The sequence below is a fragment of the Nitrospira sp. CR1.1 genome, assembly GCA_014055465.1.
In the GTDB taxonomy this organism is placed as follows: Bacteria; Nitrospirota; Nitrospiria; order Nitrospirales; family Nitrospiraceae; genus Nitrospira_A.
This window is the reverse complement of record WIAF01000001.1, coordinates 641,825-656,352: the sequence shown is the minus strand read 5'-3', so window position 1 is coordinate 656,352 and position 14,528 is coordinate 641,825. Positions and strand designations below refer to the sequence as shown.

Genomic DNA, 14,528 nt, shown 5'->3' with positions numbered 1-14,528 from the left:
CTAGGCGATGCGCGCCGGATGGTGAGTCTTCGCGTTCGATTGAGCCATAAAGGGAAGCAAGTGTTCTTGTGACTCGACGGTGGTGAGGGCATTGTGCAGCCGGGTGAGTCGCTCCGAGGTCATCCAGGGGAGATTCGACAGCGCTTCGGCGGCCCGGTAGCGCACCCACCAATGCTCATCATCCAACAGGGCGATGAGCCGTGTTTCATCTTCCTCAACCCCCACCTTGCCCAATGCCGAGGCTGCTTGAAGCCGGACATACCAGGTCCGATGGGAGAGGTGTGTCCGAATCGTGACGACATCTCTGGGATCGCTGCATTCCCCGAACAGGAACAGGCAGGCCGCCAACAGGTCATCCGACGGGGACCCTTTCTGCAGTAATGTCCGTAGTGGCGGCAACGCATGCTGGCTTTGAGTGGCTGCAAGGTGACGAATCAGCCGTGACCCGATTTCAGGGCTGGCGAGACAGGCGGCTTCGGCAATAGCTTTGGCGGCGATGTCCGCGCCCGCCGGTTCGAATATCGCGACGACCTTGAGCGGCGACCAGTCCTTTCGCGTGCTGATTACCGGGATGATCAGCGGCACAGCTGCTGGTGCGTCGATATGCAACAGAGCTTTGGCGGCGACCAATGATAAGAACGCGTTGTCGGCTTGCAGCATCGCGGCCAGCTCGTTCCAGATCGACCGTTCCTGAAGGTGACCGAGCGTCACGATCGCGAGCAATCGGCGTCGGAGCAGGCGGGCGTGGAGGAGTTCCTTGGCGAACCGATCGCTGCCCGTTCGCCGGGCGAGCTCTTTCAAGTTCGCGCGCGCGTCCCCCCGAATAGATTCATAACAATGATTCCAGAGATAGAGCAGGACGAGGTGGTCGCGAGTGGTGAGCGGAGGCAGCGTCTCGGGCACCTCGACGACACATTCGGCGAGTAGTGGCCGCCAGGTCTCCGTGACGGCGCGCCGCCGCCGGTCCTTGTTGAGGCGTATGTACCGAAGCAGGAGAATGCCGAGCAGGAGCAGCAGCACCGCGGAATAGACGGAGATGGCGGCAATGGTACCGATGCGAAGTGTCAGGTCAGACTGGTCGAGGCCCAGCACGCGACTCCTCCCGGCGGTCGCTCAGGCCGCTTGAGCGACGAACCGCTTCAGCCGGCTGGTCAGTTCGCGTGGATTGAACGGCTTAATCATGTAATCGTTGGCGCCGTTCTCCAATGCACGTTTGATGTCATGCTCGCTCCCGTCGGCCGTCAACATGACGATCGGCACCTTGGTCCATCCCTCGCGCTTTCTGATTACGGTGAGCACTTGCAGTCCGCTCAAGAACGGCAACATCACATCCAGCAACACGATGTCAGGAGGAGAAATGGTATTGACGAGTTCCTGCGCCTGCCGGCCGTCTTTGGCATGCACCACCTGATAACTGGCCCGCTCCAGAAGAAATTTTAATAAGCTCGCCGTGTCTTCCTCATCTTCAACCATGAGAACGCGGAGTTTGGGGGTTTCAGGGCTTTCCATACAAGCGCTCCTTGGTATCGAATGAGTGAGGTGCCTGAAGCTTCAGATGGTTCTGACTCGTACAGATCATTCTTTTGTAGCACGAATTCCTACAAACGCACGCATATTTCTTGATTTTCATACCCACAGGATTGACCACCCGTGCTGCAGGCGCAGCGGTGAGTCATCAAGCTGCCGCCGACAGATACGAGAGCCCATTAGACGTTGTTATTCGTAGGTGATCTCAACTCGCGCAAGGTACGATGCCAGCGCGACCAAATCCTGGCGGATCGATGCTTCATCGGCGGCCTTGGCAGCCTGCTCCATTCGACCCGCGATGGTGGTCATGTCGTGAAACCCATAACTGCCGCTCACACCCTTCATGCCGTGGGCCACCTGCCTGATGGTCGCAAAGTCGCTTGTAGCCAGAGCTGCTGTCATCGTCACGAGTTCTTTGTTCCGGTTGGCCATGAATTTTGGAATCAGCGGCTCGAACGCGGAGTCGACGAGGACCACAACCGGTCCGGCGCCGCAGTCCGACGTGGCGGGGGTCCCATCGTTCATGAGGCCGACTCCTCGCCTGAAGGGGTGATCGCATAGCGTTGTATCGCCTCCAGCAGCGTGGTCTTTTTGAGCGGTTTGGTCACATGGGCGGTAAACCCCGCGGCCCGGGCCTTCTCGATGTCTTCGGCATGGGTGTTGCCGGTCAGGGCAATAATTGGAGTCTGGCCGCGTTGTTGCTCCTGCTCCCATCGCCTCATGACGCGGATCGCCTCGTAGCCGTCCATGATCGGCATCTGAATGTCCATGAAGACTAGGTCGTACTGTCCGGATTGAAACTTTTCGACTCCTGCGGCACCGTGTTCAGCCAGGTCCAGCTTGTACGGCGGGGCTTTCAGGAAGACGGACACCAGGACTCGATTGTCTTCCATATCCTCGACCAGCAGGATCTTCAGGGGGGAAGGCCGGGAGGGCTGAGCGTGATCCGGCGCCGGCTTGAGGGGCGGCCGGGCAGCCGGCTCGGCTTGATTCGTCCGCATCTGGCACACCTGAGCTGGCGATTGTACACGATCATCAAACGGAGCTTCAGGATCGGTATCGGAAATCTTGTACCGTCTCAAGGGCTCGACACGGTCTTGTTCGTGCTCCGGGTCTGGTGCCATCACCTGGTCTCCAGAAAGTTATATGTGGCAGCCCTGCCGGATTGCCCGAGGAGCCACCCCTGCTGGGCGCAAGGCCATGGGTTGCCGGAAAATCAGCGCGGCACAGATCGTTCCCGCCAATTCCTTATCGGTTGAGGGCGCCTGACCTTGAGGTGAACGGGGTATCGGAGAGTGCTCAACGACCTACGGCCGGAGTCCGTTATGCGGCTGATACACTGTCTTCTCGTGATTAATCAGAGGCGATTGGTGAATATGAGCAAAACTGATTGCGGCCTTGAGCGTATCGAGTGTGCATGGTATGAAAGAGATTGCCCTGAAACATGGAGGGGAGAGGAACACCCAGGATGTACCGAATGAAACAAAATCGATGGCTTTCTTTTGCGATAGGTCTAAGCCTGTTGAGTATCCAGGCTTGCAGTCACGCGCCGCGGCCTCAAGAGACCACCTGGTCCGACCTGGTGACGGGAGAAATATCCATGCATCGCGGGGAGCATGCCGTTCTCGCGGGTGAATGGGAATACGAGGAAGGTGGAATGGTGGTACCGCTGAGGCTCGATCGATTCGGGGACGGGTCGTACGATTTTAAAGATGGACGATTCCGAACCGATCTGGTGACCGACCATCGATGGATCGGGGCCTGGGCTCAACGGGAGAATGATCGAGAAGGAGGGTTTGAGATTACCCTGTCTCCCGACTATTCAGAAGGTGAAGGGCGCTGGTGGTATACGCGTATTGAAGGCGACCATGCTCCGGCCAAGGCCGGCGGACGGTTCCATGTGATGAAGGTGCAGTCGATCGTGGACAATCAGCCATGGCCTGCCGCGCACTGACCGTCACGATTGCCGTGACGCAAGAGGATCGATCCGTTCATAGATCGCCGAGTAGTCCACCTCTCCCAGGCCCGTGGCTATCGTCTCGATGAGTAAAGATCGTACTCCCTGAAGCCCGGTCGGCGAAAGGTGGGACGCCTCTGCGGCGCCGAGAGCAAGCTCCACATCCTTGAGCAGATGCCGGGTAGAAAAGTTCGGCTGCGCGTAGTTCCGTTTCACCAACCGGGGCAGTTTTTTTTCGAACATCGGCGCGTAGAGCGCGCTCCTGCGCACTACTTCCATAAAATCTTCCACATCAACACCGCCTCGTCGGACCAGTCCCAGACTCAGCGAGAAAGCCGCCATTTCGGCGGCGATCAGCTGGTTGAGCGCGAGCTTCATCACCGCCGCTTTTCCGACGGGCCCGACCAGGCGCACGTCTTCTCCCAGGCTGCGCAATAGCGGCGCCCATTCGTCATAGCGCTCCCGAGTCGCGCCTACCATGACCAGGAGCGTGCCTGCTTTGGCTTCCGCAATGCTGCCGAGCACCGGCGCTTCAAGATAGCGGCCGCCCAGACGTGTGACCTCTTGCTCGATTGAACAACTCTCGGCCGGTCCGATCGTACCCATCTGGATGATCGTACGCCCGCCAATCGCGGGACTGGTCAGCGGGTGAAACAGCACTGCGCGGATGGCTGCGGCATCAGACAGCAGCAGGAGCGCGACTTCTGCTGCCGACATGGCCTCTGCGGCGGTTGAAGCGATGTGGATGCCCTGCTGCCGGAGCGCAAGGGTCTTTTCGGCGGAACGGTTATAGGCTGCCAGGGTGTGGCCGGTGGCATGAAGCCGTTCCGCCACCCCCTGGCCTAACAATCCTGTGCCCAACAAGGCCACGTTCATGGAGACACCTCCCGGGTTGAGACGATGCGGACTATCGTACAGAGAAGGGGGGGCTATGAAAAGGGTTACGACGGAGTGGAATGACCTGCGGCGGCTGCGATGCTCTGTTGGATCAGGTGAGTGCGCGCCGGTATGGGCAGGTCCGAACCGATGGCGAGCGTCCCCGGCAATCGTGGGTCGGCGCGGTTGAAGGTGACGGGATGACCGGCGGCGCTGGTGGCGCGTCCTCCGCTTTCTTCGACCAACAGCACTCCGGCGGCAATGTCCCATTCATTGCCGCCGGTCAGGGTGATCACCGCATCCGCTTGACCGGCGGCCACCAGGGCAAGCGCATAAGCGATGGATCCGATCGGGCGGCAGTGGAGGTGGGCCTGAAGGCCTTCAAGCCGGCCCACCCGCAGTTCCCAGGGATTGACGAGCGCAACCGGACGTTCGGAGGAGGTGAAGGGTGGATGATCAGAATCTGACCGGCGCTCGACACGGAGGCCACGCCCGCGAATGGCTGAAAAAAACTCGCCGGTCGCCGGATTGAAGATCGCTGCCACGGCTGGCAATCCATTCTCAACCAGCGCCACCGAAAGGCAGAATTCTGGCAGACCCCGCACGAACGACCGTGTCCCATCAATCGGATCGACGATCCAGACCCGTTTTCTGCTCAAACGCTCTTCATTGTCCGCGGTTTCTTCGGACAGCCACCCGTCCTCGGGAAAGCGTGTCGCCAACCTGTCGTGGAGAATCTGATTCACGGCCAGGTCCGCAGAGGTGACCGGGGAGTGATCCGATTTTGTAAAGGTTTCAAACCCTGCGGCTGCTAACCGAAGCACTTCACGGCCTGCTTCGTTCATGGCTTGTGACAGGATAGTGAGTTCGTAATCCATTGTCCTCGGCTCCCAAGGGAGAGGGAGGTCATTCCCCCTCGCTTCAACCTACCAGGTCTTCAAGCGGGAACAAAGCCCGGAGTCGCTTTGTGCAGGCGTTTCGGCTCTTGACCCTCTGACCGGTTCCGCGTACAAGCTGATAGTACGATGAAATTGAAACACAAACGATCCCGCAAAGCAGGCCTGCCGCCCGGAACACTGGTCCATATCGGCGAAAAGAAATCGGAGACGGTCACCATTTCCGTCTACGAATACGGCGAGGGTCAATACCAGGAACGCACGGTGGCGAAGCCGGACGAGGTGGTTGCGACGGGGGAGCCGACGGTTCGCTGGGTGGATGTCGGTGGCATCCATAAAATGGATGTGCTGGAGGCGTTCGGAAAAATGTTCGGCCTTCATCCCTTGCTGCTCGAGGATATCGCCAACACCAACCAACGTCCGAAGCTGGACGATTATGGTACGTACGGCTATCTGGTGTTGAAGATGCTGTACGAAGGCAAAAGCGAAGGCGACATCAATGTTGAACAGGTCAGCCTGGTGTTCGGGGAAAATTTTGTGCTCTCATTCCAGGAAAATGGCGGGGATGTCTTTCAGGGTGTGAAGGAGCGGTTGCGTAACGGGAAGGGCCGCCTGCGCCATGCCGGCGCGGATTACCTGCTCTATGCCCTGATGGACTCGATTGTGGATCGGTACTTTGTCATTCTGGAGACGCTGGGGGAAAAGATTGAAGCGCTCCAGGATTTGTGCGTCACCAATCCAGGGCCGGAAACGCTGCGGGACATCCATGCCCTCAAGGGGCAACTGCTCTATTTCCGCCGCTCCGTCTGGCCCCTCCGGGACGTGATGAACAACCTGTCGCGGTCGGATGGGCAGTTTCTACAAGGGTCCACCAAGGTCTTCTTCCGCGACGTGTATGACCACATCATTCAGATCGGCGACACCATCGAAACCCTGCGGGAAATGGTGTCGTCGATGATGGAAGTCTATTTGTCCAGCGTCAGTTACCGGCTGAACGGCGTCATGAAAGTGCTGACGATCATCACGACGATTTTCATGCCGCTCAGTTTTATTGCCAGCATTTATGGGATGAATTTCGAGCACATGCCGGAATTGAAATCGCCCTGGGGGTACCCGGCGGTGCTGGGCGTCATGACTGCGACCGGGCTGGCCATGCTGTACTTCTTCAAACAGAAAAAGTGGCTATGACACAGGGGTCAGTCTAAGACCTCGACGCGATCCACAAAGTACGGCGTTTCGCCGAAACAGGTGGTGGGAATATAGCGATACTCCTTGTAGTGGATGACGACCCGCTTGCCCATCTGCCCATCGAGTTGCTTGGCCACGCTCTCGTCCCACACCGTGAAGTCCCAGAGGATCGGGGCCACGCCGGGCACGGTCGTCATTGCCAGCTCGCCTTCCTGAGTCTTGCAAAGCCATCCCTTCCGGGAGAGCTTCTGCAGGTACCCGGCGCGATCTCCGTCAGAGTAGCTCCAATTAAAGACGATCAGCAGATAGGCTGCGCCGCCGAAGAACAGCAACGTGAAAAGCAGTTTTGGTCTCCAGAGCCAGGCCACAGGAAACAGAATGGTTTCCCACCACGTCATAGGACTCCTTTTCTGACGGTTACCTCACGTCTTGAAACAGCCAGGGGGCCTGTGTGCGGCGGCGTTGTTCGTATTCGCCGATTTGCGCCGCGTGCTGGAGTGTCAGGCCGATCGCGTCCAATCCGCGATATAAGCAATCTTTCCGGAAGGGGTCGATCTCGAAGTGATAGGCCGCGCCCTCAGGCGTCGTCACTTGCTGGGCCGCCAGGTCGATCGTGAGCCGATAGCCCTCGCGAGCCGCGACACGCTCAAACAATGCCTGGATGTCCGAGCCTTTCAGCACCACCGGGAGAATGCCGTTCTGAAAGCAATTATTGTAGAAAATATCCGCAAAGCTAGGAGCCAGGACGCAGCGAAATCCCTGATCCAGGAGCGCCCAGGGGGCATGTTCGCGTGACGACCCGCAGCCGAAGTTGTCACGGGCCAGGAGCACCGTAGCCTGCTGATAGCGCGGCTGGTTCAGGAAAAACTCGGGATCTTGCGATCCATCCTTTCGCCGCCGCCAATCGTAGAACAATCCTTCCCGCAGGCCCGTTCGCTTGATCGTTTTCAAAAACTGCTTCGGTATGATCTGATCCGTATCGACGTTGAGCCGGTCCAGTGGCGCGACCAGGCCGGTGAGAGTGGTGAATGCTTCCATGACGTATCCTCTTCTACGTTCTATCCAGCGGACGCTGGTCGCACGGCGGTCGTGACCAGATCCGGATGTGCCCGTTCTATGACCACTGACGAATGTCGACGAAATGTCCCTCGATCGCGGCGGCCACCGCCATAGCCGGCGACACGAGATGTGTTCGTCCCCCGGCCCCCTGACGGCCCTCGAAGTTTCTGTTGCTGGTCGAAGCGCAGCGTTCGCCCGGTTGCAGAACATCGGCATTCATCGCCAGACACATGCTGCATCCTGCCTCCCGCCATTCGAATCCAGATTCCTTGAAGATGCGATCCAGGCCCTCTTGTTCCGCCTGCTGCTTCACCAGGCCTGATCCCGGGACGACCATGGCGTGCACGCTGCCGGCGACCTTCTTGCCTTTGGCGAAGGAGGCGGCCAGGCGCAAGTCTTCGATTCGCGAATTGGTGCAAGACCCGATGAAGACCTTATCGATCCGGATGTCGCGGATCGGCATGCCGGGCGTCAGGGCCATATACTCGATGGCTCGCTCAGTGGCCTGGCGGAGTTTGTCATCCCGCATGGTGCTGGGGTCCGGCACAGTGCCATCCACGCCGGTCACCATGCCGGGGCTGGTTCCCCAGGTCACTTGCGGCGCAATCGTTTCAGCGCGTAATTCGACGACGGCATCGTACTTCGCGCCGGCATCGGTGCTGAGGTGCCGCCAGGCTGCCACGGCCTGATCCCAGAGTGCCCCCTTCGGCGCCATCGGACGGCCTTTGATGTAGGCGAAGGTGGTCTCGTCCGGGGCGACCATGCCGGCGCGGGCGCCGCCCTCGATCGACATATTGCAGAGCGTCATGCGGCCTTCCATGCTGAGGGCGCGAATGGCGGAGCCTGTATATTCGATGACGTAGCCTGTTCCGCCTGCTGTCCCGATCTTGCCGATGATGGCGAGGATCACGTCCTTGGCGGAGCAGCGCGGGGAGAGTTGGCCGTCTACCCGGACTTCCATGGTCTTGGGGCGCTTCTGCACGAGACATTGCGTCGCCAGCACATGTTCGACTTCGCTGGTGCCGATCCCGAAGGCGAGTGCGCCGAAGGCGCCGTGCGTGGACGTATGGGAGTCTCCGCAGACGATCGTCATGCCAGGGAGCGTGAATCCTTGCTCAGGGCCGATGACATGGACAACGCCTTGCCGGATGTCGTTCATGCCGAATAGGGTGATGCCGAAGGTCCGGCAGTTATCATCCAGCGTTTGAATTTGTTTGGCGCTGATCGGATCGGCAATGGCGATGCGGCGGTCGGTCGTCGGGACATTGTGGTCGGGGACCGCGAGTGCGGCGGCCGGTCGGCGCGGGGTGCGACCCGCGACCGTCAGCCCTTCGAAGGCCTGCGGCGAGGTGACTTCGTGCACCAGATGGCGGTCGATATAGAGCAACGTGGTTCCATCCGGTTCCGCCCGAACCACGTGGTCGTTCCAAATTTTTTCGAACAGTGTCTGTGCAGCCATGGCCATGCTCCTTATAAACCCGCGCCCCTGCGAGAGATTGAGGGCGCGGTGCTCATCGAGGAGCTATTATATATGCGACCAGGCCCATCGCATCAAGGGCAAAGGGGCTCCGGAAAAAAATGCCTCTTCAGATTTCAAAACCGCGCACCGATAAGGTGTCCATGGAACAGGAATCTATCAACGCGGACCACATCAGCATCCCTCGCTGGACGATCAAGCGCGATCCCCGGGCACTGGGGTGCTCCATCTGCGGTTCGGCGATCGTGAAGATTACCGCTGAATGGCGACAGGTCTCGTTCTGCACCTGCAGACTGATCGAGTATCGCGTCCTGCCGCGAGCTCCCAAGGCCTTACCTGCTCCCTCTCCCGCGGCAGATTCACGCAAAGATCCTTAATCCCGTCTGAGATGGAGATGCACATGGCGCGATGGCAGTGGGCGCTTCTGACGGCGTGCTGCTCGGTCATGCTGGCGTCGGGATCGGCCCTGGCGAGTGATCGCGCCCATGCAAAGTCACTGACGCGATCCGGGCTGACCGTTCCGGCCTCGTCGCTGCGATCCTGTTCCGGTGAGGATCTGCTCGGTACCTGGAGCCTGGTGGCATTCGATTCTGCCTATCGCTTCAAAGATCCGCAGGCCCCCTATCTGTTTCCCTATCAAGTCTTCCAGTACTCGCGCGAGCAGGGAGCCAAGTCAGCTCACTCGCGTACCCCGATGCTCGACAGCCCGGACCGGATACTCGAGGGCGTCCCGCTGGATCTGACCTATCAGGTCGGCCAGGGAGGCTATGTGGTCCTCAAAACGAAGGGACAGGACGCGGCAGTGGAAGTGTGGTCTTGCTCGGTCGTCGGGCATGACTCACGGGCAAAGAATGACGGCACTGCGCTCCGCCGCGGCGATGTGGTCATGACACTCCTCGGTAGCCACGGACAAGCCTTGTTCGTGCGGCATCTGCGAAAACCCCCCGCTTAACAGATCTTGGCAGGCAGTACGCCGTCGTGCTACTACCCACGGCATGCGAAGGAGGGCCGGCTTGCGCCCATTCCCTCCCGCCGAGGGGCCGTGGACGATTCAATTCAAGTATGGCGGCGACCGGAAATTGTCGAGTGGTCTCAGTGGATGCTCGACAGCTATCGCCATTGTGTCGGTCGAGAGTTGATGGAGCGGGTGGATGGGGCTGAAGCTCAGGCTCAGGCGCTGTTCACTGCCCCGATCGTGGTGGTCTCACATGGGATGCAAGACGATCCGATCCTGAATTACGGATCGCAACTCGCGCTCACGCTCTGGGAGATGACCTGGGAGCAGCTGGTGCATACCCCATCCCGTCTGACGGCGGAACCGGTGAACCGTACGGAGCGTGAATCGATGCTTGAACGCGCCCGCACCCAGGGATATATCGACAATTACCGGGGAATCAGAATATCGAGCAGCGGGCGGCGGTTTCTGATCGAGCAGGCTCTCGTGTGGAATGTGGCCGATCGGGCTGGTCATCGCCGGGGGCAGGCGGCGACGTTCTCACGCTGGACCTTCCTCTAAGCGCCGGAATCTGGGCACGACCTCGCCGCCGATGGAGACCGATTCCGAAAACATGGTCATCGGTCTGATCCACAAGCCGCCTGCTCCATAGAGTTGACGATAGACGACGTATTCCTCCTCGGTTTCTGAATGCCGGGCCACCCCGAGCACTTCATAGTCGTTCCCTTTATAGTGACGATAGCGACCGGGTTTGATCATGGTGTATCCTTGCGGTTTCGAACCTGCGAGCGAGTCTATCGAATCAGGCATGCCATCACAACTCTCTCAGAAGAACGAGCGTCGGCACGATGTCGTGGTCATCGGCGGCGGGTCGGCGGGTTATGCCGCTGCGCGGACGGCGTGCGAAGCCGGAGCCGATGTGGCGATCGTCGATCAGGGGCCGTTGGGAGGCTTGTGTATTTTGCGTGGCTGCATGCCCACAAAGACCATTCTCCGGTCAGCCGAAATCATGGCGCTGATGAAGCGCGCGCGGGAGTTCGGGTTGGCGCCTGTCACCGCCCGGGCTGACCTCTCGGCCATCGTCGACCGGAAGAACCGGCTGGTGCAGGAGTTTGCCGATTATCGCATCGCCGCGTTGCGCGATCCGCGGTTCACGCTGTACGAATCGCACGCCGAATTCGTCTCCCCGCATGAGATTTGTGCCGGAGGGTTGCGCATTCGAGGTGACGCGTTTGTGATCGCCACCGGATCCAGTGTGGCGAAGGTGGCCATCCCCGGATTGTCTGAGGCGGGGTACGTGACAAGCGACGAAATGCTCGATGTGCGTCAGACACCGGCCTCGCTTGTGGTATTGGGCGGCGGCCTGGTGGCGGTCGAGTTCGCGCAATTTTTTTCCCGGATCGGCACGAAGGTCACCATGCTTCAGCGTGGTGCGACGCTGTTGTCCGATATGGACCAGGATGTCGGTCAGGCGTTGGCCTCTGCCTTTCAGGGCGAGGGTATCGAGGTGATCACCGGAGTGTCGTTCACGCGGGTGGCCTCGTCGCCAACCGGCAAGACCGTGCACTTCCTGTGGAATGGGGTCTCGCACACCCGTTCGGCCGACGTTATTCTTCACGCTCTCGGTCGTCGTCCCAACCTGAAGGGGCTCAATGTGGAAGCGGCCGGGGTGGATGTCTTCGATGGTCGTCTGGCAGTCGGGGCTGATATGCGGACCTCGCAACCGCATATTTTTGCCGTTGGCGATGTGAACGATCTCACGCCGATCGTCCATTTGGCGATCCAGCAAGGAGAAACGGCTGCCTTCAACGCGACTCATCCGGATGTGCCAGCGCGGGTCATCGACCATCGGTTAGATAGCGAAATGGTGTTTACGGATCCGCAAGTGGCTATTGCCGGCCTCAGTGGGCGCCAGTGCCGTGAACAGGCGATTCCCTATCTGACGGCTTCGTACCCGTTTGCCGACCATGGGAAGGCGATGTGTCTCGGAGCTCTCGCAGGATTCGTGAAATTGTTGTGTCGCCCGGACAATGGCGAACTGATCGGCGCGCAGATCGTGGGGCCTGAAGCGGCGGAACTCATTCACGAACTCATCGCGGTCATGTATTTTCACGGGACGGCGCAGGACTTGTTGCGCATCCCGCACTATCATCCGACGCTGGCAGAGATTGTGACCTATCCAGCTGAATCCATCCTCGAGCAGATGGGGCGGATATGAGGCGGCCTGCTCTCGTCGGTTTGTGCGCGCTCTTGCTGTTCATGGCCTGGTCTTGTGGGCAACAGACGTGGGAGGCGGCCATGCAGGCCGGTGAAGTGGCCGTGCAGCGAGGACAATTGGGAGAAGCCGAACAGATTTATGCTGCAGCGTTGAAGAAAGCGGAGGAGTTCGGTCCCCATGACCGGCGCGTCGCCGTGACCTTGGCGCATCTGGCTCAGGTGTATAGCACGCAAGGGAAATTTGTAGAGGCCGAACCCGTCTATTTGGAAGCGCTCAAGATTTACCAGGAGGTCCACGGCGAGAACCACCTCGATGTCGCGGCCATGTTGAACAATCTCGGGGTACTGCATCGCAAGCACGGACAATTCGCGGACGCACAGCGGCTGTTGACCCGGGCACTCGCGATCAAAGAGAAACTTCTCGGTCCGGATCATCTCGAGGTGGCCTTGGCAGTGAACAATTTAGCCGCCATGTACGCCGCTCAAGGCGATACAGCACAGGCGGCGGCGCTCTTCGCGAGGGCGTTGGCGATCAGGGAAAAACAATTAGGGCCTGACCATCCGGATGTGGCCAAGAGTGTGATCGATTATGCGGGAGCGTTACGAAAGATCGGTCGCACTCCTGAAGCAGACGCGCTCGAGGGGCGAGCCGCTGCGATTCGCTCGAAAACGAAGTCGTAGATGAAGGGAAGAGTTGAACCGACCTGATGTGCCGGTGTAGCGTAACGGGTTGGTGAGAAACGAGGCGAACGATGTCTGATTTGCGGACCAATGCATTGATTGCGCGCGGAATGGGCATAGTCTTCATTGCCGGAGGCTTCATGCTTGGCATCTACGGGTTGGAGTTTCCCAACACCATGTGGCTGCAAACCGCATTGGGCTTGCTGGTCACCGGGATGATGGCTCAAGGGTATGCGATGTATTGTTCGATTCGCTGGGTGCGGGAACAACGTGACTCGGAACGATAACCGCTTAAGTTACGTGAGCAATCGCCTGCTGCCGTTGTCGGTTCGATGGAGCAGCTTAGGCATGCTGTTGTGCCTGGTGATGTTGTCAGGCTGCGGCGGACCCTGGCGGGACACCTACCTGAATAAGGGTGTGCACAAGCTCACCCAGGCCGATATCGAAGACAAGTTCGGCCCACCGAGCACGGCCAAGACGCCGGTACTAGGCGGCGATACCGTTTGGACCTACCGCGTGCCGATGGGAGACCGGGAAGTTCATCCCTGGGATCCCAGTAGCCTGGCCGCCGGCAAAAAAACCAAAGCCCCGCCTTCGCCGTCGCCCTTTGGAAAAAGTTTGGCCGGTAACGATGAACCCTATCGGGAGCCGCTGTATTGCTACCGCTATACCTTGTCATTTGACGAGCAAAAACGCCTGAAAGATTGGAAAAGAGAAGAATGCGTGCCACGCACGAGTGAGGATGGTACCGTAGTGCAGTGACAATGACGGAAAAAACCATGCAAGATATGCTGCCGGTGATCGGCTCCAGTGTCTTCTTCGATCTGCTCAAGTCCATTCTTCTCCTCCTTATCCTCCTCATTGCGCGAACGGTTCTCGTTCGATGGATTAAAAATAACCAAGCGCTAACCATCGACGCGCGGCGCCGGTGGATCGTGACCACCCGCAATAGCATGGTGCTGTGCCTCTTTGTGGGGCTCGTGGTCATTTGGGCGCACGAGTTGGAAGCCTTCGCGGTCTCGCTCGTCGCATTGGCGGCTACCTTAGTTCTGGCAACAAAGGAGCTGATTCTCTGTTGGAGCGGCGCGGCATTACGCGTCGGCGGCGGGGTCTATGGAGTCGGAGACCGGATTCAACTCGGTACGTACCGTGGCGTCGTCCTCGAATATGATGTATTTGCCACGAAGCTTCTGGAGATCGGCCCTGGTCAGACCTCACACTTGTACACGGGGCGAACCGTCGTCTTTCCCAACAGCCTGCTTTTCGGCAATCCGCTCATTAAGGAGAGTCCGTCGCAAGAGTATGGTTTGTATGTCTTGTCGGTTCCGCTCTTAAGCACTGACAATTGGCAGGCCGCCGAACAAGCCCTACTTGGCGCGGCAAAGGTAGAGTGCGCCCCTTTTATGGATCAAATGGGCCGGCAAATGAAGTTGCTGGAACAACGAAATTTATTGGAAGCCCCTTCGCCTGAGCCACGCATCACGATCCAGCTTCCCGAGGCGGGGCGGATTCATCTGGTCCTGCGATTTCCTGCACCGGACCGCGGCCGATCGCGGGTGGAGCAGGCCATTCTCCGGCGGTACCTCACGACAATTCGTCAGTAAGGCTGCTTGCAGTTCGAGTGATCCGTCTCTTTTGCGGACGGCCGTTCTCTCGACAGTAAGCGACCCTCCTCCTTGCCGTAAAAAACGGCAA

Annotated in this window: 20 protein-coding genes; 10 read left to right on the top strand and 10 right to left on the bottom strand. The window is 59.2% G+C overall.

From position 1 onward, the window contains the following. From GDA65_03265 to GDA65_03250, 4 genes are all read right to left on the bottom strand, one after another. The gene (locus GDA65_03265; protein MBA5861719.1) at positions 1 to 1,092 is read right to left on the bottom strand and encodes a hypothetical protein; all 1,092 of its coding nucleotides are present in this window, start codon (positions 1,090 to 1,092) and stop codon (positions 1 to 3) included. Positions 1,093 to 1,113: 21 nt separating this feature from the next. Continuing rightward, a complete protein-coding gene (locus tag GDA65_03260) occupies positions 1,114 to 1,509 on the bottom strand; it encodes a response regulator (protein ID MBA5861718.1) in 396 nt (131 codons plus the stop codon). A 207-nt stretch (positions 1,510 to 1,716) separates the two neighbouring features. Next, a complete protein-coding gene (locus GDA65_03255) occupies positions 1,717 to 2,052 on the bottom strand; it encodes a hypothetical protein (protein ID MBA5861717.1) in 336 nt (111 codons plus the stop codon). Then, positions 2,049 to 2,528, bottom strand: a complete 480-nt coding sequence (locus GDA65_03250; GenBank protein MBA5861716.1) for a response regulator — start codon at positions 2,526 to 2,528, stop codon at positions 2,049 to 2,051. Before GDA65_03250 ends, GDA65_03255 begins: the two co-directional genes overlap by 4 nt. Positions 2,529 to 3,004: 476 nt before the next feature. Here GDA65_03250 and GDA65_03245 point away from each other — a divergent pair, with 476 nt between their 5' ends. Continuing rightward, a complete protein-coding gene (locus GDA65_03245) occupies positions 3,005 to 3,481 on the top strand; it encodes a hypothetical protein (protein MBA5861715.1) in 477 nt (158 codons plus the stop codon). Between the two features lie 3 nt (positions 3,482 to 3,484). Here the strand turns inward: GDA65_03245 and GDA65_03240 are convergent, their stop codons facing one another. Further along, positions 3,485 to 4,360: an NAD-binding protein gene (locus GDA65_03240; protein ID MBA5861714.1), complete on the bottom strand. Its 876-nt coding sequence runs from the start codon at positions 4,358 to 4,360 to the stop codon at positions 3,485 to 3,487. A gap of 65 nt (positions 4,361 to 4,425) precedes the next feature. Further along, positions 4,426 to 5,238 (bottom strand): 3'(2'),5'-bisphosphate nucleotidase CysQ, encoded by an 813-nt coding sequence (locus GDA65_03235; protein ID MBA5861713.1) that lies wholly within the window; start codon positions 5,236 to 5,238, stop codon positions 4,426 to 4,428. A gap of 147 nt (positions 5,239 to 5,385) precedes the next feature. Here GDA65_03235 and corA point away from each other — a divergent pair, with 147 nt between their 5' ends. Then, on the top strand, positions 5,386 to 6,444 hold the full coding sequence (corA, locus tag GDA65_03230; GenBank protein MBA5861712.1) for a magnesium/cobalt transporter CorA: 1,059 nt from the start codon (positions 5,386 to 5,388) through the stop codon (positions 6,442 to 6,444). Between the two features lie 8 nt (positions 6,445 to 6,452). Here corA and GDA65_03225 read toward each other — a convergent pair whose 3' ends face one another. From GDA65_03225 to leuC, 3 genes are all read right to left on the bottom strand, one after another. Then, positions 6,453 to 6,788 (bottom strand): hypothetical protein, encoded by a 336-nt coding sequence (locus GDA65_03225; GenBank protein MBA5861711.1) that lies wholly within the window; start codon positions 6,786 to 6,788, stop codon positions 6,453 to 6,455. A 73-nt stretch (positions 6,789 to 6,861) separates the two neighbouring features. Continuing rightward, positions 6,862 to 7,482: a 3-isopropylmalate dehydratase small subunit gene (gene leuD, locus GDA65_03220; protein ID MBA5861710.1), complete on the bottom strand. Its 621-nt coding sequence runs from the start codon at positions 7,480 to 7,482 to the stop codon at positions 6,862 to 6,864. 76 nt (positions 7,483 to 7,558) lie between these two features. Then, positions 7,559 to 8,962 carry a 3-isopropylmalate dehydratase large subunit gene (gene leuC, locus GDA65_03215; protein ID MBA5861709.1) on the bottom strand — a complete coding sequence of 468 codons (1,404 nt, stop codon included), beginning with the start codon at positions 8,960 to 8,962 and terminating at the stop codon, positions 7,559 to 7,561. A 161-nt stretch (positions 8,963 to 9,123) separates the two neighbouring features. Between leuC and GDA65_03210 the strand changes: the two genes are divergently transcribed. From GDA65_03210 to GDA65_03200, 3 genes are all read left to right on the top strand, one after another. After that, positions 9,124 to 9,357 (top strand): hypothetical protein, encoded by a 234-nt coding sequence (locus tag GDA65_03210; GenBank protein MBA5861708.1) that lies wholly within the window; start codon positions 9,124 to 9,126, stop codon positions 9,355 to 9,357. A 23-nt stretch (positions 9,358 to 9,380) separates the two neighbouring features. Continuing rightward, positions 9,381 to 9,932, top strand: coding sequence for a hypothetical protein (locus GDA65_03205; protein MBA5861707.1), 552 nt, complete (start codon positions 9,381 to 9,383; stop codon positions 9,930 to 9,932). A gap of 147 nt (positions 9,933 to 10,079) precedes the next feature. Further along, the gene (locus tag GDA65_03200) at positions 10,080 to 10,496 is read left to right on the top strand and encodes an MEKHLA domain-containing protein (GenBank protein MBA5861706.1); all 417 of its coding nucleotides are present in this window, start codon (positions 10,080 to 10,082) and stop codon (positions 10,494 to 10,496) included. Here GDA65_03200 and GDA65_03195 read toward each other — a convergent pair. Next, entirely contained in the window at positions 10,476 to 10,694 is a 219-nt protein-coding gene (locus GDA65_03195) for a DUF1653 domain-containing protein (protein MBA5861705.1), read from the bottom strand. The genes GDA65_03200 and GDA65_03195 overlap by 21 nt on opposite strands. A 49-nt stretch (positions 10,695 to 10,743) precedes the next feature. Between GDA65_03195 and GDA65_03190 the strand changes: the two genes are divergently transcribed. From GDA65_03190 to GDA65_03170, 5 genes are all read left to right on the top strand, one after another. After that, positions 10,744 to 12,153, top strand: coding sequence for an FAD-dependent oxidoreductase (locus GDA65_03190; GenBank protein ID MBA5861704.1), 1,410 nt, complete (start codon positions 10,744 to 10,746; stop codon positions 12,151 to 12,153). After that, positions 12,150 to 12,833, top strand: coding sequence for a tetratricopeptide repeat protein (locus GDA65_03185; GenBank protein MBA5861703.1), 684 nt, complete (start codon positions 12,150 to 12,152; stop codon positions 12,831 to 12,833). Before GDA65_03190 ends, GDA65_03185 begins: the two co-directional genes overlap by 4 nt. 71 nt (positions 12,834 to 12,904) lie before the next feature. Continuing rightward, positions 12,905 to 13,120, top strand: a complete 216-nt coding sequence (locus GDA65_03180) for a hypothetical protein (GenBank protein MBA5861702.1) — start codon at positions 12,905 to 12,907, stop codon at positions 13,118 to 13,120. Next, positions 13,104 to 13,595, top strand: a complete 492-nt coding sequence (locus tag GDA65_03175; GenBank protein MBA5861701.1) for a hypothetical protein — start codon at positions 13,104 to 13,106, stop codon at positions 13,593 to 13,595. The genes GDA65_03180 and GDA65_03175 overlap by 17 nt, the downstream gene beginning before the upstream one ends. Positions 13,596 to 13,612: 17 nt before the next feature. After that, complete coding sequence (locus GDA65_03170; GenBank protein ID MBA5861700.1) at positions 13,613 to 14,437, top strand: hypothetical protein; 825 nt, start codon at positions 13,613 to 13,615, stop codon at positions 14,435 to 14,437. Positions 14,438 to 14,528: the final 91 nt, after the last annotated feature.